The organism is Microbulbifer sp. ARAS458-1 (assembly GCF_045348205.1).
GTDB lineage: Bacteria > Pseudomonadota > Gammaproteobacteria > Pseudomonadales > Cellvibrionaceae > Microbulbifer.
In genome coordinates, this window is record NZ_CP155838.1 from 3,347,006 (window position 1) to 3,373,169 (window position 26,164).

Annotated in this window: 16 protein-coding genes; 8 read left to right on the forward strand and 8 right to left on the reverse strand. The window is 56.0% G+C overall.

What is annotated here, in order from left to right:
* The first annotated feature begins 98 nt into the window (after window positions 1-98).
* The 4 genes from imuA to AAFH99_RS13990 all read left to right on the forward strand — a co-directional run bounded on the left by imuA (window position 99) and on the right by AAFH99_RS13990 (window position 6,326).
* Window positions 99-818 (forward strand): translesion DNA synthesis-associated protein ImuA, encoded by a 720-nt coding sequence (gene imuA, locus AAFH99_RS13975; RefSeq protein ID WP_043320235.1) that lies wholly within the window; start codon window positions 99-101, stop codon window positions 816-818.
* Window positions 819-947: 129 nt separating this feature from the next.
* Window positions 948-2,453 (forward strand): Y-family DNA polymerase, encoded by a 1,506-nt coding sequence (locus AAFH99_RS13980; protein WP_406828013.1) that lies wholly within the window; start codon window positions 948-950, stop codon window positions 2,451-2,453.
* The gene (locus tag AAFH99_RS13985; protein ID WP_043318650.1) at window positions 2,450-2,746 is read left to right on the forward strand and encodes a GIY-YIG nuclease family protein; all 297 of its coding nucleotides are present in this window, start codon (window positions 2,450-2,452) and stop codon (window positions 2,744-2,746) included. Before AAFH99_RS13980 ends, AAFH99_RS13985 begins: the two co-directional genes overlap by 4 nt.
* 484 nt (window positions 2,747-3,230) lie before the next feature.
* Window positions 3,231-6,326, forward strand: a complete 3,096-nt coding sequence (locus AAFH99_RS13990) for an error-prone DNA polymerase (protein WP_406829184.1) — start codon at window positions 3,231-3,233, stop codon at window positions 6,324-6,326.
* Between the two features lie 63 nt (window positions 6,327-6,389).
* Here the strand turns inward: AAFH99_RS13990 and AAFH99_RS13995 are convergent, their stop codons facing one another.
* The 7 genes from AAFH99_RS13995 to arfB all read right to left on the reverse strand — a co-directional run bounded on the left by AAFH99_RS13995 (window position 6,390) and on the right by arfB (window position 17,323).
* Window positions 6,390-8,990 (reverse strand): TonB-dependent receptor plug domain-containing protein, encoded by a 2,601-nt coding sequence (locus AAFH99_RS13995; protein WP_406828014.1) that lies wholly within the window; start codon window positions 8,988-8,990, stop codon window positions 6,390-6,392.
* A gap of 250 nt (window positions 8,991-9,240) precedes the next feature.
* Window positions 9,241-10,449, reverse strand: a complete 1,209-nt coding sequence (locus AAFH99_RS14000; RefSeq protein WP_043318655.1) for a pyridoxal phosphate-dependent aminotransferase — start codon at window positions 10,447-10,449, stop codon at window positions 9,241-9,243.
* Window positions 10,446-11,900, reverse strand: coding sequence for an amidase (locus AAFH99_RS14005; protein ID WP_406828015.1), 1,455 nt, complete (start codon window positions 11,898-11,900; stop codon window positions 10,446-10,448). Before AAFH99_RS14005 ends, AAFH99_RS14000 begins: the two co-directional genes overlap by 4 nt.
* A 137-nt stretch (window positions 11,901-12,037) precedes the next feature.
* Window positions 12,038-12,907 carry a hypothetical protein gene (locus AAFH99_RS14010; RefSeq protein WP_406828016.1) on the reverse strand — a complete coding sequence of 290 codons (870 nt, stop codon included), beginning with the start codon at window positions 12,905-12,907 and terminating at the stop codon, window positions 12,038-12,040.
* A gap of 131 nt (window positions 12,908-13,038) precedes the next feature.
* Window positions 13,039-15,639 carry a TonB-dependent receptor gene (locus AAFH99_RS14015; protein ID WP_043318657.1) on the reverse strand — a complete coding sequence of 867 codons (2,601 nt, stop codon included), beginning with the start codon at window positions 15,637-15,639 and terminating at the stop codon, window positions 13,039-13,041.
* Between the two features lie 185 nt (window positions 15,640-15,824).
* A complete protein-coding gene (locus AAFH99_RS14020; RefSeq protein ID WP_043318660.1) occupies window positions 15,825-16,880 on the reverse strand; it encodes an Ldh family oxidoreductase in 1,056 nt (351 codons plus the stop codon).
* Between the two features lie 26 nt (window positions 16,881-16,906).
* Window positions 16,907-17,323 carry an alternative ribosome rescue aminoacyl-tRNA hydrolase ArfB gene (gene arfB, locus AAFH99_RS14025; RefSeq protein WP_043318662.1) on the reverse strand — a complete coding sequence of 139 codons (417 nt, stop codon included), beginning with the start codon at window positions 17,321-17,323 and terminating at the stop codon, window positions 16,907-16,909.
* A gap of 113 nt (window positions 17,324-17,436) precedes the next feature.
* Here arfB and AAFH99_RS14030 point away from each other — a divergent pair, with 113 nt between their 5' ends.
* The 4 genes from AAFH99_RS14030 (at window position 17,437) to AAFH99_RS14045 (ending at window position 24,444) form a co-directional block, all read left to right on the forward strand.
* Window positions 17,437-19,428, forward strand: a complete 1,992-nt coding sequence (locus tag AAFH99_RS14030; protein WP_043318663.1) for a choline BCCT transporter BetT — start codon at window positions 17,437-17,439, stop codon at window positions 19,426-19,428.
* Between the two features lie 62 nt (window positions 19,429-19,490).
* A complete protein-coding gene (locus AAFH99_RS14035) occupies window positions 19,491-21,479 on the forward strand; it encodes a choline BCCT transporter BetT (RefSeq protein WP_043318665.1) in 1,989 nt (662 codons plus the stop codon).
* A gap of 55 nt (window positions 21,480-21,534) precedes the next feature.
* On the forward strand, window positions 21,535-22,047 hold the full coding sequence (locus AAFH99_RS14040) for a GNAT family N-acetyltransferase (RefSeq protein WP_406828017.1): 513 nt from the start codon (window positions 21,535-21,537) through the stop codon (window positions 22,045-22,047).
* Between the two features lie 414 nt (window positions 22,048-22,461).
* The gene (locus tag AAFH99_RS14045; RefSeq protein ID WP_051687100.1) at window positions 22,462-24,444 is read left to right on the forward strand and encodes an alkyl/aryl-sulfatase; all 1,983 of its coding nucleotides are present in this window, start codon (window positions 22,462-22,464) and stop codon (window positions 24,442-24,444) included.
* Between the two features lie 19 nt (window positions 24,445-24,463).
* On the opposite strand, the gene AAFH99_RS14050 is transcribed toward AAFH99_RS14045, so the two are convergent.
* Window positions 24,464-26,164, reverse strand: coding sequence for a sodium:solute symporter family protein (locus AAFH99_RS14050; RefSeq protein ID WP_043318670.1), 1,701 nt, complete (start codon window positions 26,162-26,164; stop codon window positions 24,464-24,466).

The following is a 26,164-nucleotide window of genomic DNA, read 5'->3' on the forward strand; positions in this document are numbered from 1 at the left end:
CTTGCCGACACTGGACGACTACTGTATAAATTACCAGTAGACGCTGTATACCCATACAGCAAAGCCCTATCAGACCACCCGTGTGGAGCGAGCCGATCGTGAACAGCGCCGAAAACTTTTTGCAAAACAAGCAGTTAGGTGATCAGCCAGCCAAGCAGGCCAGTGACGAGCCGCTGCAGCAACTGCTGACCCGCCCGGACATCTGGCAACTGGCCAGTGGCCAGCGCCGTCCCCGCACCGGAATCAGTACCGGCTACCGCGGGCTGGATGCCTTGCTGGTCGGGCACGGATGGCCCCGCGCGGCCAGCACGGAGTTTTTGGTCGACAAGGCTGGTATCGGCGAGATGTCACTGATCCTGCCGACCCTCGCGGAACTCACCCGTCAGGGGCGCATGGTGATCCTGATCAACCCGCCGCATATCCCCTACGCCCCGGCACTGGTACAGGCCGGCGTGCAACTGGAGAAACTGCTGATCCTGCACCCCAGAGGACAGCGGGATCAGCTGTGGGCGGCAGAGCAGTCCCTGCAATCCGGCGCCTGCGGTGCGCTGATCCAGTGGCAGAACAGGGAAGCCCCGGCCGACAAAGACCTGCGTCGGCTGCAGATAGCCGCCCGCGATGGCGACTGCCTGCACTTCCACTTCCGCCCCGGCTCCTGTGCACAAACCCCGTCTCCGGCAGCACTGCGCCTGCAACTGAAGAGCGACGGCGAGCAGCTGGCGCTGCACCTGTTCAAACAACTGAGTGGCAAGTCCGGCCAGCGCGTGCATCTGGCGCGCAACCCGGACCTGGTGCGGCGAGACCAGCCGCTGCACTGAATCAACGGCGTGCCCCTGGTGGATGCGCTGCGCTTATCCACCCTACAAACGGCCACCAGCAACAAGGCCGTAGGGTAGATAAGCGCAGCGCATCTACCAATTAACCAGGCTCCGACAGGAGATCCCAACATGCTCTGGCTCTGCATCCAGCTCCCCAAACTTCCCCTGGAAGCCTTGACCCGCGCCCACCGCGCCGGTGACAGTGCCGCGGTGGCCGTGGCCCAGAACAGTCTCATCATTGAAGCCAACCCCGCGGCCAATGCCCACAATGTGGAACCCGGACTCAGCATCGCCACCGCCTGCACCTACTGCGCCGAACTGCAATTGCTGGAGCGGGACCCGCAGCGGGAAGAACAGCTGTTACAGCAACTGGCCCAGTGGGCCTACAGCTTTACCCCGGTGGTTTCCCCACGCAACGCCGAGCGCGAACAGAACCAGGCAGACAACAATTTCGCCTGCCTGTATCTGGAAATCAGTGGCAGCCTCAAGGCACACCACGGCCTGGCGCCCCTGCTGCAACAACTGGGCAAAGAGCTGCGCAAGATGCGCATCCATCATTTTATGGGCCTGGGCCACAGCCCCAGCGCCGCACACCTGCTCAGCCAGTTGCCGGAACACCGCCAGTGGCTGGCAGAAGCCAAAACCGCCCCGGCCCCTCAACAGTGGCGCCAGTGGATCAGCTTCGCCCCCAGCAAACTGCTCGATTGTAATCACAAGGCCATCGCCAAGCTGTATGCCTGCGGTATCAAGCGCGTCAGCCAGTTGCTGGCAATTCCACTGTCGGAGGTGGGCAGTCGCTTCGGTCGCGGATTCATCGACTACCTCGCCCGCCTGAACGGCACCCGCCCGGATCCGGTACCTAGCTTCGAGCCGCCGGCAGAATTTCACAGCGAGCTGTTTTTCCCGAGCCCACTGGATAACAGTGAGCAACTGCTATTCCCCGCCGGCCGTCTGGTGCGTGAGCTGTGCCGGCAGTTGCAGCGTCGGCAGTTATACAGTCAGCAGTTGTGCTGGGTTCTGGATTACGGCAGCCGCGGTCACCAGCAGGTCCATGTGGATATCTCCCGCCCGCTGCTCGACCCCCAACGCCTGATCGCACTGACAAAATTACAGTTTGAACGGGTAGAACTGAAAGAGCCGGTGCAGGCATTGACCCTCAAGTGCCAGCAGTTGCGTCCCATTGAAAGTCACAGCCTGCGGGAGGATTTTTTTGACGAGGACAGCAAGCTGCACGAAAGCTACCAGCTGATCGACAAGCTCAAGGCCCGCCTCGGGCACCAGGCCCTCTCCGGCGTCACCCTCAAGGAAAGCTACCTGCCGGAACAAGCCTGGCAAAACGCCGACAGCCTCACCCTGCAGAGTAAATCCCGCAGCCACCAGCTCACGCCCGTGAATGCGCCCCGCCCCAATTGGCTGTTGCCGCGGCCCGACCGCATCCAGCAGCGCGATCACAAACTGTTTTACGACGGCGAGCTGCATTTGCTGCAGGGTCCGGAACGCATCGACGGCTACTGGTGGCAACACCGCCGCCACGCCCGCGATTACTACATCGCCCGCGGCGCCCACGGCAGTCTCTACTGGGTATACCAGGATCTGGCGTCAGAGGACTGGTATCTGCACGGGGTTTATTCATGACTGGGTTAACACAACCCTGTGTTTACCTTCTTGCAAACCAGCGTAATGGCACACTTTATACGGGTGTTACATCCAACCTTGTGCAGCGTATCTGGCAACACAAGGAAGGCGTTGTCGAAGGTTTCACTCGGGAGTATGGAGTGAAAAACCTTGCATGGTACGAGCTACATGACACGATGGAAAGTGCCATTCGAAAAGAGAAAGCGATAAAGAACTGGCGGCGAAGCTGGAAGCTGAACCTGATTGAAAGTAGCAATCCAGAGTGGCGAGATCTGTACTACGACATCCTCTAATCGCCCCCGTCATCCCGGACTTGATCCGGGATCCAGCTGCAGGAGCCTAACGACCACCGAGCAATTGGATGCCGGCCTACGCCGGCATGACAGGCGATGGGGTTTCACGTAAACACTTCAACCATTCACCTCGTCATCCCGGACTTGATCCGGGATCCAGCTGCAGGAGTCTAACGACCACCGAGCAACTGGATACCGGCCTACGCCGGCATGACAGGCGATGGGGTTTCACGTAAACACTCCGACTATTCACCTCGTCATCCCGGACTTGATCCGGGATCCAGCTGCAGGAGTCTAACGACCACCGAGCAACTGGATACCGGCCTACGCTGGCATGACGAGCGATGGGGTTTCACGTAAACACTTCAACCATTCACCTCGTCATCCCGGACTTGATCCGGGATCCAGGTTACAGGAGGCCAACGAATCCACCGAGCAACTGATACCGGAATACACCGGTATGACGTATCGGATATTTATCGGTATGCAGTACGCCGAACTTTTTTGTCAGAGTAACTTTTCATTTCTACAGGGTGCCTCGCATCCACAGGAGCTGATTGCGGCCGCACATCAACTCGGTTATTGCGCAATTGCGATTACCGATGAATGCTCCATGGCGGGGGTGGTGCGGGCTTATGCAGAGTTGGAGAAACTTCAAGCCGAGGGCAGTCAGTTAAAGCTGATTTGTGGCAGTTTCTTTCGCCTGGAGGAAGAATCGCAGCAAGTGGTTTTACTCGCACCGGACAGGCTTGCCTACAGCGAAATCTGCCAGCTGATTTCCACTTCGCGCCTGCGCGCCGAAAAAGGCCAGTACCGGACGTTTATTCAGGACCTCCTCAATCACTGCAAACATGCACTGTGCCTGTGGCTTCCAGGCAGCGAGCCCTTCACACTTCCCGATACGCTGAAACAACATTTCGGCGGGCGGCTCTCTATCGCCCTGAGCCATCACCTGCTCCCTAGTGAAAACCAGAGGCTGCACAAGCTACTGGCTTTTGCCAGATCCCAGCGGCTACCGCTGGTTGCTACCAACGCGGTACTTATGCACAACCGTAGCCGCAAACCACTGCAGGATGTATTGAACGCAAACTACCACAACTGTACCCTGGACCAGCTGGGCTACCGCCTGCAGCAAAATGCGGAACGCTACCTGCGCAGCCTGCCGGAAATCACTGCACTTTATCCACAGAGTGCCATCGACAACACACTGAAAATTGCTGAGCAATGCACCTTCAGTCTGAAAGAACTGCAATACCACTACCCGTCAGAAGTAGTTGCGCAAAACAAAAGTGCCAGTGACTACCTGCGAGACCTGGTGGAAACCGGTATCCCGATCCGTTGGCCTCATGGGCCAGCAGCGCATATTCGTCAGCAAATCGAAACCGAGCTGGCGTTGATCGCCGAGCTTCAGTACGAGCACTATTTCCTCACCATTTACGACATCGTCCAGTACGCGCGCAAACAGCACATCCTCTACCAGGGGCGCGGTTCCGCGGCCAACTCGGTGGTGTGTTACTGCCTGTTTATCACCGAGATTGATCCACACAAGATCGGCCTGTTGTTCGAACGGTTTATTTCCCGCGAACGCAATGAACCGCCGGATATCGATGTGGACTTCGAGCACGAGCGGCGCGAGGAAATCATCCAGTACATCTACCGCAAGTACGGCCGCGAGCGCGCCGGGCTCGCAGCCACCAAAATCACCTATCGTTTTAAAAGTGCACTGCGGGATATCGGCAAGGCACTGGGGCTCGGGGCAGCAGTTATTGAACAGTTGCAGGCGGAACGCAGCTGGTGGGACAAGCTGGAGGATTTTCCACAGCAGATGAAAAAGGTTGGCATCGCTCCAGAGAGCGTAGCCGGGCGCATGCTGCCCAGGCTACTGGAGCAGATTTACGGTTTCCCCCGCCACCTGTCCCAGCATGTGGGCGGCTTTGTGATTACCGAGCTGCCGCTGAGCCAGCTGGTGCCCATCGAAAATGCGGCCATGGATGACCGCACCATCATTCAGTGGGACAAGGAAGATATCGAAGACCTGAAGCTGATGAAGGTGGATATTCTCGCCCTCGGCATGCTCACCGCCCTGCGCAAGTCCCTTAGCTATATGGCACTGTACGGCAAGCGCATGCGCCTGCAGGATATTCCCGCCGACGACCCGGCGGTGTATGCAATGATGTGCCGCGCGGATACCGTGGGGGTATTCCAGATCGAATCCCGCGCGCAGATGAGCATGCTGCCGCGCCTGCAGCCGCAGACCTTTTACGAGCTGGTAATAGAAATTGCCATCGTGCGCCCGGGCCCGATTCAGGGAGGCATGGTGCACCCCTATCTGCGCCGCAAGCAGAAACTCGAGCCCGTCAACTACCCCCATGAAAACCTGCGCCCGGTACTGGAGCGCACCTTGGGTGTGCCGATTTTCCAGGAGCAGGTGATCAAGCTCTCTATGGTGGCCGCCGGCTTCAGCGGCGGTGAGGCGGATGCCCTGCGCCGCGCCATGGCCAGCTGGGGCAAGAACGGCAACCTGCTGCAGTTTCGTGAAAAACTAATCAACGGCATGCTGGCCAATGGCTACGAGCACAGCCTTGCAGAGCGGCTGTTCGAGCAGATGAAAGGTTTCGGCTCTTACGGTTTTCCGGAATCCCACTCCGCCAGCTTCGGCCTGCTCGCCTACTTTTCCGCGTGGATCAAATGCCACCACCCCGCCGCTTTCTACAGCGGGCTATTGAACAGCCAACCCATGGGGTTTTACGCCCCGGCGCAACTGGTATACGACGCCCAACGTCACAATGTGAAGGTGCTACCGCTGGATGTGAATCACAGCAGCTGGCACCACAGCCTGGCGCTGGCCGATGGCACAAAGGGTACCGATGGCAAAACTCCGGTGGCCCCCGCCATCCGCCTGGGCTTGCGCCTGGTAAAAGGGTTGGCCGAAGAAACCGTGGAAACTATTGAGACAGAGCGAGTTCAGGGCAACTTCCAGTCACTGCAGGACTTTGCCCAACGGGTCGATATCCCCCAACAGCAGAGCGCCATCCTCGCCCATGCCAACTGTTTTTACAGTATTGGCGAGAACCGTTTCCACAGCACCTGGCAGGCACTGAACACACAACTGGAGCACGCGACCCCGCCACAACATCAGCCGGAGACCAGCCAGGAAGACAATATCTACAGCGATTATCAGAGTACCGGCCTGACCCTGCGCGAACACCCGGTGGCACTGCTGCGCAGGCAGAAGCGCTTTAACAATCTTGTCCGCGCCTGCGATCTGGAAAGGCGCAGGGATGGCGACAGAATACGGGTGCTCGGTCTGGTCACCTGCCGACAGCGCCCAGGCAGTGCGGCCGGTGTGCTGTTTCTGACCCTGGAGGATGAGACCGGTGTAATCAATGTGGTTCTGTGGCAGCAGGTACAGGAGCGCTACCGCAAGGAAATTCTCAGCGGAAAAATTCTATTGATTGAAGGCAACCTGCAGATCAGCCGGGACGCGAAACAGCAGCAATTTTCTGTGATCCATCTGATCGGGAAAAAGCTCGACGGTATTGTCTGGAAAGAAATCCAGCACGTACGTAGCTTTCACTGAAACCCTTAACAAAACAGGCCTCCCGAGGGAGGCCTGTTTACCGTCAATGAAATTGTAACGGAATCAGAATTCCGCGCTGGCTCTCAGATACCAGAAACCACCATTGAAACCAAACGGTGAGGTCAGTGACTGGCGCACACCGAGAAACTGCAGTGTCGGGTCCGCTTCATCATCCGGGCGCACATCGAAGATATTCTCGCCACCCAGGGAGAGCTTGTAGTTCTCCGCCAGAGTAATCGTCGCTTCGAGGTCGACCAGGATCTCACTGCCGTAAGCAGAAGCATCGGAAGCATCACCGGGGCCGAACAGACCGAAAGTGCTCTCCCAACCGCTGTAACGATTAAAACGCAGGTAGCCGTTGAACAGGTCACCGGAGTCGTAATCGAAGGTCAGGGTGGTACGATCGCTGGGCACCTGGTTTTCCAGATCAAAGACCCGGGACTGATTGATGGTGTCCGGGGCAACCTTGTCCACCTTCTGTTGATTGTGGTTATGACGCAGGTCCATCACCAGAAGGCCACCGGCCACATCAAAATCACTGGTGACCGCCAGATCAATACCAGAAACATCGGAATCAAAGGCATTGACGAAATAGTTGGCGTTACTGCCATTCAGCAGGGACGCATTGGCTACACCGGCATTTTCCAGCAGCGCCACTTCTGCATCACCAATGGTGTTGTTGCGCAGTGCCAGGCGGTCTTCAATCTCAATGTTGTAGTAATCGATGGTCACACTGGTGTTATCCAGCGGACTCCACACCGCACCCAGGGTAAAGCTGGTGGACTCTTCCGGTGTCAGCTCCTTGGCCCCCAGCGCCATTGCCACCGGGTGATTCACCGGATAGGTGCCGTTTGGAATCAGATTGCCATCCGCATCTGAAGTGGTCGTCACGTTCAGGGTATTCACCTGCCCCGGGGTTGGCGCACGGAAGCCGGTATTCGCGGTGCCGCGCAGGGCAAAGTTTTCGGTGAAGTCGTAGCGGGCAGACAGTTTCCAGTCGAAGGTGGAGCCGAACTCTTCAAAGTTTTCAAAACGTAGCGCCGCACCCAGCAGCAACTTGTCGGTAACATCCGCCTCCAGATCCACATAGGCCGCGGTACTTACACTGCTGTACTCACCGGCCGCCTCCACCGGGAAACCCTGGAAACCATCGGAGCCAACACCGAACACCGAGGCGGTCGGGCCCACGGCAATGGAGGCCTCGTCACCGGCACCGATCTCGTAGGTTTCATCCCGCCACTCCATACCAAATGCGAGATTCAGCGGTGAGGCGAATGCGGTAACGTCGATAGGTTTTACAAAGTCCGCATTTACGCTGGTCTCGGACTGGGTGAGTGTGCCGGGATTGAAAGTGAGCGGGGAATTGATCCCCAGGCTCGGGTTGATGGAGTTTTCCAGAACGTAGGAAACCTCGTTCTCGGCACTGCGCGCACGCAGGTCCCAGCTGATACCGTTGGCCCATTCACCACGGGCACCAACCACTGCAGAGAAATCCGTAATATCCGCACCGAAGGCCGGGTTATAGCCACCGGGGAACTGGGTGTAGATGGGGTTACGCAGTACGAAGCCACTATCGCTACTGCTATCCGCCACCAGATAGTCTGCCGGGTTCAGGCCCTGGGCAATAATATCGTCCACCAGAGACTGGGGGGCATCGTCCGGCATATAGTCGCCGTCTGCGTCTGCCTGCAATGTTTCACGGGCGGTGAATTCTGCAGACGGATCCAGTACCGGGCCGCGGTAGAAGAAATCGGAAATGGTCTCGTTTTTGGAATATCCCAGGTTGCCGTACAGCTCGGTGGCGTCATTCAGCTCGAAGCCCGTGTTTACGAAGAACTTGAGCGCTTCCACTTCCGGGTCACCCCAGCGCTGACCGAGTCCATCCAGCGGTACGTTTTCCACACCGACCTCTTCAGCGACCGCAACCGCATCCGGACGCGCAGCACCGCGCCAGGTTTTGTCGGCGGTGGAATGTTCGATGGTGGCGTTAACAAAACCCTGGTCGCCCAAAGCAAAACCGCCGTTCGCCGCCAGCGTGGTACGGGCACCGTCACCGTCGAAGTATTCACCGGTCTGAGCGGAAAGCGCGATGCCCTCTGCGTCGTCTTTCAGAATCACGTTGACCACACCGGCAATGGCGTCAGAGCCGTACTGTGCGGAAGCACCGTCGCGCAGCACTTCAACACGCTCGATGGCCATGGAAGGCAGCGCCGCAAAGTCCACCGCCTGCGCACCCTGATTTGTGGTGCCCAGCGGTGCCAGCTGCAGGTTCACCAGTGCAGAGCGGTGACGGCGGGTGCCATTGACCAGAACCAGAGTCTGATCCGGAGAAAGGTTGCGCAGTGTCACCGGACGAATGAACGCGGTGCCATCGGCAATGGGAAAACGCTGGGTATTGAACGATGGTGCCACTTTGGCCAGGGACTCGGTGAGATCAAAACTGCCCTGAGCGGAAAATTTACTGCCGCCGAGCACATCCACCGGTGAAAGAGTCTCGGTAGGAGACACCCCCTCTTTGCGGGTGCCCGTGGTGATGACCTCTTCCATCACCCCGTGATCACTGCTTGCGGGATCGCCCTGCTCCTGGGAAAACGCCGGTGATACCGGCAGTGCCGCTGCCGCCATTACTGCCAGGGTCAGTGCCTTGGTTCTGAATTCTCGCATAATTACCCGTCCTATTATTTTTATGAAATCGGGACCGATAGATCGCTTTGTACTTCGTCACGAAATTCTATCGTGACCCAAATCTCATTATTGTTTTCTGGATTGAAGCTGCACCAGAGTAGGGCAATTAAGGGGTCGCATCAATATTCAATGCAAAAAATAAAAATGGCGTCATGAAACCGCCCCGGCAAGCCATAAGAAAAAGCTTGCGGGCGGGTCGACGACACTCGGCTCGGCCGAATATCTCTGCTCAGCCAAAATCCTGCTTTTCCATCCACGGAATAATCCGCTCGAAAGCGCGCTCGATATTTTCGATGGAGGTGGCGTAACTGAACCGCAAGGCATTGCGACAGCTATCTCCAAAGGTATCACCGGCAATCGTGCACACGCCGGTTTCCCGGAGCAGCCGCAGTGCCACATTGTTGCCATTTACCCCTTCGGGCAATGCGGGAAACATATAGAAAGCACCTTCCGGTACATAGCCTTCCAGAAACGGCGTTTCATCTACCAGTTCCACCAGGCGATTGCGGCGTTTTTTGTAGGTATTCACCGTATCTTTGACAAAGCTTCGGTCTCCCTTCAGAGCGGCCACGCCTCCCCACTGGCACGGGGTGTTAGCCACCGTTGTCGTGAACATATGGTAGCGGCGCAACTTGCGGATGGCGCCCTGACTCGCAATCAACCAGCCGACCCGCATACCCGCCATACTGAACGTTTTGGAAAAACTGCTCATGACCATGACATGATCCAGATCCGAACAGCAGGACAGTACACTGGCGTAACTGTCGAGGCCGCGCTCGTCGTAGATCAGATGATCGTATACCTCGTCGCTGATCACATAAATTCCACGGTAGGCCGCTTCCTGCACAATGGTTTCCACGGTTTCCCGCGGATAAACCGTGCCGGTGGGGTTGCTCGGAGAATTCAGAATAATGGCGTGGGTATTGGTGTCGATCGCATCGATAACTTCCTGCGGGTCCAGCTGATGATTGTTTTCCGCCCGCGTGGGAATGTATTTTACTTCCCCACCATTCATACGAATCAATGGCGCATACAACATAAATGAGGGGTCAGGCACGATGAATTCACGACCTGGCGCGGAGACAGCGGTCAGTGCCAGATAAATTGCCTCGGTGGCTCCGGTGGTAATCAGAATATTTTCCGGGCTGATTGTGCGCCCCGAACGCTCTCCGTAATATTCCGCCAGTGCGTCGAGCAATTCCGGCAAACCCGCATCCATGGTGTAGCCAGTCTGCCCCGCATTCAAAGCATCCACCGTTGCCTGAACCACATGGGGTGGTGTAGGCGCATCAGGCTGCCCGATGGACAGATGGATAACATCCTCCATGGACGCCGCCATATTGACCATCTTGCGAATTCCCGGCACCGGTATCGTTAACAGTGCGGGGTTCCAGACCGGATCTTCCGATTCGTAAAAATCAAAATCTATGCGACTCATGAACCGGCCCCTTCGGTGGTATCTGCTGCAGAATTCGCAAAGAAGAGCTCGGGGCGCTTGTCGGTGAGCGGCGCTGCCAACTGGTAAGCCTGAGCCGCGCGCAGAACCGAGCGATCATCAAAGCGCGCTCCCACAAGCTGCAAACCAATGGGCAGACCGGCACTGTCAAAGCCACAGGGAACCGAAATAGCCGGTTGTCCTGTCATGTTGAACGGATAAGTAAAAGGTGTCCATGAGGGCCAGCGAGTGCTAGGCCAGTCCTCGGGCACTTCGCGACCGGCGGTAAATGCCGTAATCGGCAATGTGGGTGTCAGCAACAAATCATATTTTCCGTGAAAGGCCGCCATACGCTCACATAACGCAGCGCGTTCGTTCACCGCCTCCAGATAATCCAGCATGGAAAGCTGCGCGGCTTTTTCAGATACCGCAACCAGCTGAGGGTCCATGATCATGCGCTGTTTTTTGCTGATATTGCGCAGAGCATTGGCGGCCCCGCCGTAAAACAGATGACCGAAAGCCGCAAGCGGATCATCAAAGCCGGGGGCCACTTCGGTGATTTCCGCGCCAAGTGACTGCAATAACTCCGCTGCAGCGCGCACTTTCTCTTCCACCTCGCGGTCCACCTGCACATACCCGAGAGTTGCGCTGAATGCGATATGCACACCGCGTAGCAAATCCTGCGGTTCACCTTCCAGGGCCGCGAGGTAATCGATATTACGGCGGGGAATAGCGTTGGTATCCCGGTAGTCCGCTTCAGAAAGTACGTTCATCAGCAGTGCACAGTCCGCCACCGTCCAGGTCATGGGGCCCGCGTGTGCGAGTGTGCCGAATGGGCTCGCGGGCCAGTGCGGTACCTCGCCGAAGCTTGGTTTGAGCCCCACCAGGCCGCTGAATCCGGCGGGAATCCGGATGGAGCCTCCCGCATCGGTACCCAGCGCCAAAGGTCCCATTCCAAGGGGAACTGCAGCGGCACTGCCGCCACTTGAGCCACCGGCCGTCTTGTCCGGGTTCCACGGGTTTCGGGTAATGCCATCTACCGGGTTGTCGGTCACCCCTTTCCAGCCAAACTCCGGCGTGGTGGTTTTGCCCAATGGCACGGCGCCGTGGCGATTGAGTGCCGCGACACTCGGCGCTTCCTTGCCAAGAGTAGAGTTCGGGTCAATGGTTTTGGAGCCCTTGATGGTGGGCCACTGCGGAGTGAGGAACACATCTTTAATGGCGACGGGCACTCCATCAAGAGTCCCCTTAGGATTCCCCTGCTGATAGCGTTGCTCAGATTCTTTTGCAAAAGTGAGTGTGGTTTCTTCATCAACTAGGTTGTAGGCGTTCACCAGCGGATTACAGCGCTCTATCTGCGAGAGCATGGCCTGGGTTACTTCAACCGGAGAGAATTGTTTTTCCTTGTACCCCTTGAGCAATTCCAGTGCAGACAGTCGAAGGAACTCGGTCATCGGCGCTATTCTCCGTGTTGTGTATTCGCCTAACGTCGCTGGGAAACGGTCTTTTTAAGACACGTCCCCCTAATGTAGACCTAAACGGCGCCGTTTCGGCAAAATACACGTCGAACAACCCGCCCCGATGCCGCCGTTCAATCCTGGCTGAACTGTCCGGGGCCACGTATCTGACTGCCGATCGCGGCGTCAACTGGCGCCGTCACTAGCGGAACCTGCATGCGGAATACCTTGCGATCCTGCTTGCGGATCCCCCAGATCTCTCGCTGGCGACTACTGCGATCCCAGGCAATTCCCTGCCCGTGTATTTCCGGTGCCTCAATTGTTGCGACCCAGCGCAGCTCAGAACCATGCGCAGGAAGTTCCATAACATAAATTTCCGGATGATCGTGACCAGTCAGATAGAGATACCCGTCCGGGCCCCAACTGCCCCCAGAATTGCTCATTGGCGCGATGCGCTCGAGTACATTTTCCGGCAGTGTCCAGCGCGCAAGAACCTGAAAACGCTCGTCCATTTTCACTACCTGTGTGCGTATGGTCTGACCGTAGGCGATCTCCTGCCCTTTTTGTACCTTGTCGTAATTTCCAAAGGCACCCCACCAGTAACCGTTATGGCGATCCAACCAGGTAAAGGACCCGAGCTCGATGCCAAAACTGTGGGTTGCGATATGCTCCATGGTCTCGGTATCCCATACTTCCACCGAACTGGTCATTGGCCATTCTGGATAATTTGAGTGGGATGCGTAAAGTTTTCCTTTCCACACCATTCCGCTATCCATATGTATCAACGGCCCCTGTTCACTGATACCATCCCACTGCAGTATCGGTGCGCCATCGGACTTGCGGTGCTTGGTGATACGGAAATTGTTCACCGCATAAAAAAATTGCTTATCCACTGCAATTCCCTGCCTTGCATCGAAAGTATCGAATGTCTCCAGGGTGGTTGCACGCAATCGCTCATCCGCAGTAACCGATATTGCTACTATCCACAGCAGCAACAGCTGCATGACACTTGTTAGCCTGACGTTGCTTGTCGACCCTGTAAAATACTCTGCCAATTTCATGCCAACCTTTTTTCTCAGAATGTAGAAACAAAAAAAGGCTCTCCCAGGGAGAGCCCATTAACCCACCAAATACGTCAGAAGGCGTAAGTGGCACCCAGGTAATAGGTGGAGCCAACATATTCGTATTCTGTATTCATACTCTCATCCCCCCCCTGGAATTCGGTGGTGGGTTCATTGTTCAGGTTATTGATATCCAGATAGACCGAGAAGCTGTCGGTTGCCGCATAAGAGGCACGGAAATCCCAGCGTCCAAACTCACCCTGCTCAATATCATCCGCCACATTTTCCAGGCTGTTGAGGTCGGTCAGGAATGAGGCGTTATAGTTGTAAGTAAGCCCCGCATAGAAACCGTAGTTTTCAAAGAAAAAGGTAAAGCTTTGAATTTCCTCCGGCTGCCCTTCCAGCTTGCGGTTTACCCCCAGGTTACTGTCAAAGAAGGTCGCGTCGATATCCGTGTAGGAGTAACTGGCCCCCAATCCATTAAACGGCGCGGGCAGGTTGACCAGCTGATGCTGCAGATTGAATTCGTAGCCGGTAATCTCTGCGGTATCCGCGTTTTTGACGGTGCGCACGGTTAACTCTTCCACACCGTAGTCACTGCCCAGATACACCCCGCCGTCAATTACCTGCTCATCATTGACGATGATGTTATCAATATCTTTACGGAACCAGGCCAGGGAGATGACGCTGGACTCACTGGGGTACCACTCCATGGATAGGTCATAGTTGTCCGCTTCATAGGGCAACAGGTCCGGGTTGCCAATGGACAGCACCGCGTCCCCGTCATCGTTAACACCAAATTGGGAGCTGGCGCTGAGGTCGGCATAATCCGGGCGCCCGAGGCTGGTAGTGAAAGATGCGCGGGCGATCAGGTCATCGCGGATCAGATATTTGGCCACCAGGGACGGCAGCAGCACATCACTGTCACCCTCAATCGACACGGTGGAGTAGTTGCCTTCCGCATCCTGTTGCGAGGCACTGGAGGCGAGATCGGTCTGCTCGTAGCGCAGGCCCGCAATCACATCCAGGCGATCGAAACGCAGGGTATTCATCACATAGGCCGCAGAGGTGGTCTCTTCCACAGTGCGGTCGCTCCCCAGCTGGGCAGCGACATTGCCGCTGTCGGCATCAAACAGGCCGGGGTTGCTGCCATACAGTGCATTCAGTGCGTCGAGATCAAACCAGAGATTGTCCTGGCGCATGCCATTGACATCGTTCTGGAAGCTGCCATCGGTCACTGGATAGTTACTCAGCGTATCGCGGATCACACCGTAATCCCGATTGCCGAAATCAAAGTGCTTTTCGTTGGCGGTCACCTTCAGGCCGAATTTCACGCTCGACTCGGATCCGGCAAAGTCGTACAAACGCTCCACATCGAAACGCGCACTCTGGATGTCCTGCTCTGCGCGATCATTCTGATAACCGACCGAGTCAAAGCGCAGGTTCTCGGCCACGTTGTGCACGGCCGCGCCTGGATTGATCTCGACAACGCCATCGCCGTTAACGACAAAACTGTCCGGGCCCATCACCACAGAATCGTCCTGACGGAAAGACCAGTCCGAATTGGTTTCGTGCAGCTCACTGCGGCTCAGGTTGACACCGTAATCCAGTTTCCACAGATCCAGATCCGTGTTGCCCGCGAGACTGAAGTTGGTCAGGGTTTTCTCCACATCCTCACGGCGCAGGTCAGCGCGGATATAAGTGCCGCCCTCGGCCATATACACCCTGTCACCCTCTATACGGTCGATCAGGTCCGCATCCTGCTCGATACCCTGACGGAATCGATTGCGGTGCTGGAACTCTTCGAATTCACTGTAAAAACCCTGAGCGAGAATATCGGTGGTGTCATTGAGGCGGTATTCCAGGCCACCGATCAGGGTTACGCGGTCGCGTCCGATCACGTAGTAGTTGTTTTTTGTCTGCTCCGGGAACATCAGGCCATCCACTTCGGCCCAGTCGTCCTGATAGATACCCTGCGCCAGATACTCCCGTTCCGTTGAAGAAGCCCCCAGGTTCCAGCCCAGTTTTTCACTGATTTTTCCGGAGACGGCCAAGTCGAAGTTCTGAGGGTTTTTACCGTCGTAGTACGGATTTTCCTGATCCGCCTCTTCCAATCCCATGCGCAGGTTTGCGGTTGCATTGAATTCGTCGCCTTCCAGAGGGCGCTTGGTCACGATATTGATGGCGCCGCCGATGCCCTCACCGTCCATATCCGCGGTCTTCGCCTTGTACACTTCCACGCGCTGCAACAACTCACCGCCGAGAAGGTCCAACGGCATGGAGCGACCGCTGCCATCTTTTTCCGGAGATCCGGTGACAAAGCCATTGACGTTCACCCGGTTCCAGTCAGGTTTGATACCGCGAATAGACGCGAAGCGACCTTCACCTTTTTCAATGAGAATGGAGACACCGGGCAGGCGATTCAGGGATTCCGCCGCGTTCTTGTCCGGCAGGCGGCCAAGGTCATCGGTTGCCAGGGCTTCCATTACCACCGGCATGTCCCGCTTGATATCCAGCGCCCGCGTACGGGACAGACGCTGACCGGTGACTGCCACCTCTTCGAGCCCGGTCGTTTCCGTTGTCACAGTGGCATCCTGTGCACTGGCGATATTGGTGCTGGCAAGGACTGCCAGGGTGAGAGTTGATACAGGAAATAGGTGACGCAAAGACGCCATGATTGCCCCCAGAGAGTGTGTCGTTGAAAAGTCGACGGAATCTCTTGGCCCCGCCGTGTAGTTGACAGCACCATACGGGGGCAAAGTGACACTAAGGTGCCACTAAAATGACCGGTCAGTGAACAGTAAGTTACCAGCTATCCCGGTAACCCATATTTCACCAGTGGTGAAATTGAAAATGGTTTTCAGTCACCTATCACCGCCGGCATGGGAATGGCGTATTCACTGGAAAGCTTCTGCAAATCTTCTTCGATGGTGGGATAAAGTGAAACGCCCTGTGCCATCTGCTCGCGACGCAGATCCCAGGCCCGCTTGCCGGGTACCCGTGGGGCCCCGCCGCCATCCGTCTCACAGGACTCCCATAGATGGGTGAGTGCTGCGGTCTGGCGAAGAAAGCTCTGCTCACTGCCAAATGCTTTAGGGTCGATAATCTGCAGAAATACAGAATTGGCTTCATCATCCGCTGCCACATCATCTGCGCGACCATAGCCGCCAAGCCCCATGGTGAGAATTTCCAACATGGCGGACAAAGCCGCGCCCTTGTAACCGTGATCTGCTCCCCCCACGGGCAGAATACTACCGCCCTCGGCAAAGACTGCCGGATCAGCAGACAGCTTACCGTCACTGTCTTTGAGATATCTTTCCGGCAACTGCTTACCTTCTCGCTCCGCACGTGCGACATAGCCACCGGCGGTCACCGACATACTGATATCAAATAACAGGGGGTAGTCTGCGGCAGGCGCGCAGAAAGCGAGAGGGTTGGCGGAAAACAGGGGCGTTTTACAGCCCTGTGGAGAAACGGTTTCTTCTGCGGGGGTGGAGCAGGTGAGAATTCCTACGCAATTGCGCTCGATAATCTTTGGAAGGTAGGCGGCCAGACAGGCAATATGCTGGCTGCGGCGAATGGTTGCGGTCACAACGCCGTGTTCCTGGACCCGCTCGAGCGCCTGGTCAATGGCCAGACTGACAATCCAGGGACCGGGTAAGAATTCCGCATCCCAGTTAAAGCAGTTTCCGCGGTCCGACAGTACATGAGGGTTACCCTCAATGCGTGAAGCACCGCTTTCCAGCCAATTGAGATTGCTCGCCACACGGTGCAACCCATGGGTAGTAAACCCCATCAGATCCGCCTGCAAAAACGTTTCCGCCATCACATCGGCACGTACGCGAGCGAGGCCCGTTGATGCAAACAGATCGCTGGCAAATTGTTTCAGGTCACGCGCGCTGTATCGGGTGGGCATGAATTCTCCTTCTGATATATGAGCGTTCAGTGATCGGTGATTTTTCCACGCAGAGACTTTATCTTCCCCCTCTGGGACTTGTGCTGCAAGCGACGCTCTCTGGAGCCGCGAGTGGGCTTGGTGGGTACCCGCTTTTTCGGGGCTTTCGCCACGCTGACAATCAGCTCACTCAAGCGCTCCAGTACATCCGCCCGGTTTTTTTCCTGGGTACGGAAGCGCTGCCCCTTGATGATCACCACGCCATCGGCGGTAATCCGCTGATCGCGCAAGCCAAGTAAGCGCTCCTTTATTACGGGGGGAAGGCTGGAGGCCTGAATGTCAAAGCGCAGGTGAATCGCCGTGGACACCTTGTTGACATTCTGGCCGCCGGCGCCACCGGACCGCATCGCGTGCATCTCGACTTCTTCCAGAGGAATTTCGACAGTTTGAGAAATTTTCCACATATCAACCGGCAATAATATGAGCTGTGTTTATAAGGCTAACTTTCGTCTATGCTGTGAGCAATCGGCGCAAAATTATACCTCTACGTAGGGGTGGTACATTTTAGGACTCGGGAATGCCTGACACTATCGACAGTAGTAAACAACCGGCTCATTTCAATCCACCGGTATTTTACTCGGCCACCGCGGTACTGCTGATGATGGTCGCCTATGCCGTTCTGGCTCCCGACCACGCGACATCCACGTTTAAAACCATGCAGACGTGGATCGTAACGCATATGAGCTGGTACTACGTGTTAACGGTGGCGGTGATTCTGATTGGCACCATCATTATTGCCATGTCCCGATTCGGCGAAATTAAAATGGGGCCGGAGCACGCGGAGCCCGAGTACGATTTTACCTCCTGGTTCGCCATGCTGTTTTCCGCTGGTATGGGGATAGGATTACTGTTTTTCGGCGTGGCCGAGCCGGTCATGCACTACCTGCAGCCACCGGTTGGCGAAACGGGTACCGTATTTGCCGCCCGCGAAGCCATGGTGCTGACCTTTTTCCACTGGGGCTTCCACGCCTGGGCCATCTACGCCATTGTGGCCCTGATACTCGCCTACTTCAGCTATCGCCACAAACTCCCTCTCACCCTGCGCTCCGCCCTGTATCCACTGATCGGCGAGCGTATATACGGCCCCATTGGCCACGCGGTGGATGTATTCGCCATTGTCGGTACCGTGTGCGGTGTCGCCACTACGCTCGGCTACGGCGTATTGCAGATCAACTCCGGGCTCAATCATCTGTTCGGGCTACCAGTGGGACAGTCGGTGCAGGTCGTATTGATTGTGGTTACCACCATTCTCGCCACAGTCTCGGTAGTTCTCGGGCTGGATGCCGGGATCAAGCGCCTTTCACAGCTCAATATGACCCTCGCCGCGATACTTCTGATCATGGTGTTGTTACTGGGCAGTACGGTATACCTGCTGCAGGCGTTCGTGCAAAACTTCGGAAGTTACGTATCGGAAATCGTCAGCAAGACATTCAACCTGTTTGCCTACGAGCCCACCGACTGGCTCGGAGGCTGGACAATTCTCTACTGGGGCTGGTGGATGTCCTGGTCCCCCTTTGTGGGCCTGTTTATTGCGCGCATATCCCGGGGCAGGACCATTCGTGAGTTCGTCATTGGCGCCATGCTGGTTCCGGCACTGGTGACCATGCTATGGATGACCTTTTTTGGCAACTCCGCCATCCACATGATTCTCGATCAGGGGATGACACAGTTGGGGGAAATCGTTGCGAAAGATCAGTCGGTAGCACTCTTCCAGTTTCTGGAGCAGTTCCCCTTCTCGTCGGTTTTCTCCTTTGTCGCGGTCATCATGGTGATCGTATTCTTTGTCACCTCAGCCGACTCCGGTGCCCTGGTCGTCAACATGCTCTCTTCTCACGGAAAAGATGAAACTCCACTCTGGCAGCGGATTTTCTGGTGTGCACTGATCGGCGTTGTTGCTATCGCACTGCTTCTTGCGGGAGGCCTGGGTTCGCTCCAGACCGCGGTTATCGCCAGCGCATTGCCTTTCTCGGCCATTCTGTTATGCGCGATGTACGGGCTGGTCAAGGCATTGCGTACAGACACCGTTAAACGCACCACCCAATCCGCCATTGTCGCGCCTATCAGTGCTAGAAACCCCGTAGTCTGGCAGCGGCGACTGAAAAATGCGCTCAAACTGCCGTCTCTGGCGGAGGTCCACGAATATATTCGGGACGTGGGTAAGCCCGCGCTGGAGGAGTTCGCCGAGGAAATACGGAAAAACGGCTACGAGACCACCGTCACGGAGAAACACAACCAGTGGGTCCAGCTGACCGTATGCCAGGGGGATGAAACCGGGTTTGTTTACGGCATCTATCCCAAGGCCACACTCAAGCCCGATGCCAGTCAGCCCGACAAGGAACTGGCAGACGATTACGATGACGGCTCCCCGGATACGTATTTCCGCGCGGAAGTCCATCTCTATGAAGGTGGCCAGGACTACGATGTCATGGGCTGGACCAAAGATCAGTTGCTTACGGATATGGTGACCCAGTACGAACGCCACCTGCAATTTCTGCACACCTTGCGCTAGTCTCTTCGGTAAAAACCCTGAGAGATTGATTCAACCCGACATTTCCCGACCGAGTCAGACCAATGCAATCGCACACCACGGAAGACGGAAAAGCAAAATTTGATCCCCCGGTGTTCTATACCGCCACCGGCCTACTGCTTTTACTGGTGGCGTACGCGGTGTTTTTTCCAGAGGATGCAACCACTCGCTTCCAGAGCATGCAGAGCGGCATCGTCACTTACATGGGCTGGTACTACGTGTTGATTGTCGCGGTGTTACTGGTGACGGTAGTCATCATCAGCATGTCGCGGCTCGGTGACATCAAACTCGGGCCGGAACATGAAAAACCCGAATACGGATTCTGGTCCTGGCTCGCCATGCTGTTTTCCGCCGGCATCGGTATCGGGCTGCTGTTTTTTGGTGTGGCCGAGCCGGTAATGCACTATATAAACCCGCCGGATGCCGAGCCGGGTACAATCGAGGCGGCTCGTGAGGCGATGATCCTGAGTATCTTCCACTGGGGTTTTCACGTCTGGGCTATTTTTGCCGGCGTTGCGCTGATTCTCGGTTACTTCAGCTACCGCCACAACCTTCCCCTGACTCTGCGCTCGGCACTCTACCCGATGATTGGCGAACGAATTCACGGGCCAATCGGACACGCCATTGATGTATTTGCCATTGTCAGTACTGTATGCGGTGTTGCCACGACACTAGGCTTCGGCGTGCTGCAAATGAACTCGGGGCTGAATCATTTGTTTGGTATTCCCGTGGGCGAGGTAACCCAGGTCATACTGATCGTGGTGACCACCTCCCTTGCCACAGTCTCCGTGGTAGTGGGGCTGGATGCAGGTATCAAGCGACTTTCACAACTGAATATGGGGTTGGCGGCGCTGCTGTGCCTGACCATTCTGGTTCTGGGCAGTACTGTATTTCTGTTTCAGGCGTTCGTGCAGAACCTCGGCAGCTATCTTTCTGTTCTGGTCAACCGCACTTTCAATCTCTACGCCTACGCCCCCACAGACTGGATCGGTGGCTGGACCATTTTCTACTGGGGCTGGTGCCTGAGCTGGTCCCCCTTTGTCGGGTTATTTATCGCGCGTATTTCCCGCGGCCGCACCATCCGGGAATTCGCTGTGGGCACCCTGCTGATGCCTACACTGATTACCATCATCTGGCTGACGGTATTTGGCAACTCAGCGATCAAATTGATTCGGGACGACGGCTTGCAGTCTCTCGCCGATATGATTCAGAAAGACCAGTCTCTGGCACTGTTCCAGTTTCTGGAGCAATTTCCCTTCTCCCAGGCGCTATCCGGCCTCGCTATTATTCTGGTGGTGATATTTTTTATCACCTCTGCAGATTCCGGAGCCATGGTAATGAACATGCTTTCTTCTCACGGGCGTGACGACACCCCCGCCTGGCAACGGATATTCTGGTCAGCAATTATCGGGGTCGTGGCCATCGCACTGCTTCTTGCCGGCGGGCTCGCATCATTACAAACCGCCGCCATTGCCAGTGCACTCCCCTTCTCCATCATTTTATTGGTAGCCATATACGGCCTGGTCAAGGCACTGCGCATGGACTCAGCGAAAAAAGATGCACAGTCAGCACCGGTGGCTCCTATCAGTGCACGCAACCCGGTCTCCTGGGAGCGTCGATTGCGCAACCTGGTGCAGTTGCCTTCGCTGCAGGAGGTACACGAGTATATCCGAGAGATTGCCGAACCGGCTCTGCACAAATTTGCCGCGCAGATGCAGAAGAATGGATTTGTTGCAGAAGTCACCGAAGACGAGAACGCAGTTATTCATCTCACCGTCTACCAAGGTGATGAAGTGGATTTTCTCTACAGTATTTACCCCAAAGCACACCTGAAGCCCAATGCCAGCAATGCGGATACGGTGCTGGACGACAACCACGACAATGGCTCCCCGGATATTTATTTTCGCGCTGAAGTGCACCTGAGTGAGGGAGGCCAGGATTACGATGTAATGGGCTGGACCAGCGATCAGTTATTGACCGACATTCTGTCCCAGTACGAACGGCACCTGCAGTTCCTCCACTCTCTACGCTAAGCCTATCGCGTAATTGCCGTTACAATGGCCGGATCAACCATGGAGTGCTCCGGTCATGCCCCCACTAATTACAACCCGCCTGCAGCTTCGTGAGCTCACGCAAAGCGACGACGATGCCCGTTTCACCCTCGCGTTGGTGAACGACCCGGATTTTCACCGTTTTATTGGCGACCGCGGTGTGCGGACCCTGGAAGATGCCCGCGAGTACCTCAAAAATGGCCCGCTAACCATGTACAAGACCCATGGCTTTGGCATGTACTGTGTGGAGCTGCACAATGGCACACCCATCGGTCAGGCAGGACTGATTCGCCGCGATGGACTGGACGATGTAGATATCGGCTTTGCATTTCTTCCGCAGTATCGCGGACAGGGATTCGCGCGAAAAGCTGCCCACGCGGTAATGGCCTGGGCGCAAGAGCAACTGGGGCTACAACGTATCGTCGCTATTGCATCTCCGGAAAATCATCCATCCATTGGGGTGTTGGAGGAAATAGGGCTCAAGAAGCAAGGTCGAATTACCCTACCTGGAAGTAATGACCCACTGCTACTGATGGTCTGGGAAGTTTGACAAAGCGGCACTCAAAATCTAATCCGCGGTTTCTCTGAAACCGCTTGCCCCCACCGAACCAACTTCCTGCCACTACCGGTTTCTGTATCTTTCTGCCCCTACTAAACGCTACACATTACCTCACCAGTGGTCGCGGCATCGTGTGGTAACCGAAAAAATAAACTTCAGCCACATAAAACGCTCTACCAGTAACGCGGCTCAACGTGGAAACCAGAGCCAGACGAAAAGTCATACCTCCCAAAACAACGGCAGACTAACTGTGCCTTCCATTTCGTTTTCCTTCTGCTGGCGCTTTTTGGCGTGAATAATCTTCAAATTCATCTACCAAGGAAGTTTTCAGCGCATTCCCGGATGAAGACATGGTCTAGGCTTTCCGCATATTCGCAAATTGGCTTACGGAACCAGCAGATACTTATGAGAAATTCACGCCAACTCAATCCCCCAATGCGCGCGTTGCTCGGTGCATTTTTACTACTGCAGATGGCAGCGGTATCCAGCGAAGAGCCCAAACCTGCATCGGCGGCCACCAAAGCCGCCAATGCCCAGGTACTGAAAGAATTACCATTCAATGACAAGGCCGACTTTGAAAATGCCCAACGTGGTTTGATCGCACGACCGGAGAGCCTGACGATTAAAGATGCCAAAGGCAATGTGGTATGGGATATGGAGGCCTACAAAAAATTCATCGGTCTCGACAAATCGGCCCCGGACACTGTCAATCCGAGCCTTTGGCGCAATGCACAACTGAATATGCTGTACGGACTTTACAAGGTAACCGATAACATCTTTCAGGTCCGCGGTTATGACATTACCAATATCACCTATGTGAAAACCAATAGCGGCTGGATCGTTTTCGACCCGTTGATTTCTACCGAAACCGCCAGGGCGGCGCACGAGCTGGTCACAAAAGAACTTGGCGAACGCCCGATCCAGGCCGTGGTATACAGCCACTCCCATGTGGATCACTACGCGGGAATCAAAGGCATCGTCAGTCAAGCCGATGTTGACGCGGGCAAGGTGAAAATCATTGCGCCGGAGGGCTTTATGGAGCACGCCGTCAGCGAAATGATTCTGGCGGGTAATGCCATGTCACGGCGCGCGGTCTTTATGTATGGCGCGGTACTACCACGCAACGCCCAGGGCAGTGTGAATGCAGGCTTGGGGCAGTCTAATTCCACCGGCACCATCACAATGATTCCCCCTACGGAGATCGTTTCCAAAACCGGTACAGAAATCACTGTTGACGGCGTGAAAATGATATTCCAGATGACCCCGGGGACCGAGGCACCGGCAGAAATGAACACCTGGTTCCCGCAATGGGATGCCATGTGGATGGCCGAGAACACAACCAATACGATGCACAATATCCTGACTTTGCGCGGCGCTCAGGTACGGGATCCGCTGGTATGGGCAAAATATCTGAATGAGACCATCGCCCTGTATGGCGGCAAGGTCAAAGTGAAATTCCAGAGCCATCACTGGCCCATGTGGGGCAACAGGGAAATTGTGGATTACTGGAAAAAGCAGCGGGATCTGTACAAATACATCCACGATCAAACGGTAAACCTGTTGAACAAGGGGTACACCGGGCCGGAAATTGCCGACATGATCGAGCTGCCGCCAGAGCTGAACGACTTCTGGCCAAACCGCGGCTACTATGGCACCTTGCGCCACAATTCCCGCGCCGTGTACCAGCGTTACATGGGCTGGTACGACAGCAATCCCGCCCATCTGGACCGACTGCCGCCGGAAAAAGCTTCGAAGAAGTATGTCGAGTACATGGGCGGTGCTGACGCCATCATGAAGCGCGCCAAAGCAGATTTTGACAAGGGCGATTACCGCTGGGTGGCAGAAGCACTCAACCAGCTGGTGTTTGCCGAACCCGACAATACCGCAGCGAAAAACCTGCTGGCAGATACCTACGAACAGCTCGGTTACCAGGCGGAAGCCGGCACTTGGCGTTCGGAGTATTTGCAGGCCGCCTTCGAATTACGCAATGGCACTCCCTCATCCGGCGGTGTCAACGCCGCCAGTCCGGACACTATACGTGCCATGTCACCGGAAATGCTGTTTGACTACCTCGCGGTCAGGCTCAATGGTCCAAAAGCTGCCGGTAAGAGAATCGCACTGAATATGAATTTCCCGGATTTGAAAAAGGAATACGCGGTCATCGTTGAAAATGGCGTACTGAATTACTTCCCTACGCCGATGACTAAACCGGATGCCACCATCAATATCCCGAAAACCGTACTGGATTCCATTCAGCTGGGTGAGACCGACCTGAAATCAGCGGTGAATCAGGGTGATGTCAAGATTGATGGTGACTCCGATAGTTTTGTCCAATTTGTGGGCTTACTGGATAACTTCCCCTTCTGGTTCAATATTGTGACCCCTTAAGCAGGGGTCACACCATTGATCAGTGCGCGCTGGCCTGGCCAGCGCCTTGCGGGAAGCGAATGCTCTCGACCATTTCCTGCACATCTTTCGGGGCCTCACGGGTCACTTTCGCCACCGCGATCGCCACCGCGAAGTTGATAATCATACCGAGAGTACCGATGCCTTCCGGGGAGATACCAAACCACCAGTTGTCCGGGGTGTTGGCCGCCGGGTTGATGAACTTGAAGTAGCAGATATAGGCCGCGGTAAACAGGATACCGGAAACCATACCGGCGATAGCGCCTTCCTTGTTCATCCGCTTGGAGAAGATCCCCATGATGATCGCCGGGAAGAAGGACGACGCCGCAAGCCCGAAGGCAAAGGCGACCACCTGCGCCACGAAGCCCGGTGGATTGATCCCGAGGTAGCCGGCAATACAGATGGCCACCGCGGCCGCACCGCGAGCGTAGAGCAGCTCCTTCTTCTCACTGATATTCGGCATCAGGTTGCGCTTCAACAGGTCGTGAGAAATCGATGTAGAAATTACCAGTAACAGACCTGCAGAGGTGGACAGCGCTGCCGCCACGCCACCGGCGGCCACCAGGGCAATTACCCAGGCCGGCAGATTGGCAATTTCCGGGTTCGCCAGCACCATGATGTCGCGGTCGACGCTCATCTCGTTGCGCTCGTCACCGGAGTAGAACATGTTGCCATCGCCGTTCTTGTCTTCCCATTTGATCAGACCGGTTTCTTCCCAGTTGGAAATCCAGCTCGGCGCTTCAGCGTGGGCGGTGCCATTGCCGTCCGGACCGTTGATGGTGTCGATCATGTTCACACGGGCGAAGGAGGCAATGGCCGGTGCGGTGGTGTAAAGCAGTGCAATAAACAATAGTGCCCAGCCCGCCGATTTACGCGCGTCGCGTACCTTCGGCACGGTGAAGAAGCGCACAATCACGTGGGGCAGACCCGCGGTACCCACCATCAATGCGGCGGTGATAAAGAACACATCGATGGTACTTTTCGTCCCCGAGGTGTATTCAGCAAACCCGAGTTCCGCAGAAAGTCCGTCGAGTTTATCCAACAGATAGGTTCCGTCCGACAGCATGCCACCGAAACCGGTCTGCGGCAGTACATGGCCGGTCATCATGATGGAGATAAAGATCGCCGGCACCATGTAGGCAAAGATCAGTACGCAGTACTGGGCAACCTGGGTGTAGGTAATGCCCTTCATACCGCCGAGGACCGCGTAGAAGAACACCACCCCCATGCCGATCACAACACCGGTGGCGATATCCACTTCCAGGAAGCGGGAGAAGACCACGCCCACACCGCGCATCTGCCCGGCCACATAGGTAAAGCACACAAAAATGGCGCAGATCACGGCCACGGTACGGGCAGCCTGGGAGTAGTAACGGTCGCCAATAAAGTCCGGTACGGTAAATTTACCGAACTTACGCAGGTAAGGCGCGAGGCACAGTGCCAGCAGCACGTAACCGCCGGTCCAGCCCAGCAGGTATACCGCACCGTCATAACCCATAAAGGAAATCAGGCCGGCCATGGAAATAAACGAGGCCGCCGACATCCAGTCCGCCGCCGTGGCCATGCCGTTGGCCACCGGGTGTACGCCGCCGCCGGCGACGTAAAAGTCGTTAGTGGAGCCGGCACGGGCCCAGAGGGCGATGCCGATATAGAGAACGAAAGTCGCACCGACTATCAGGAAGGTAAGGCTCTGTACGTCCAT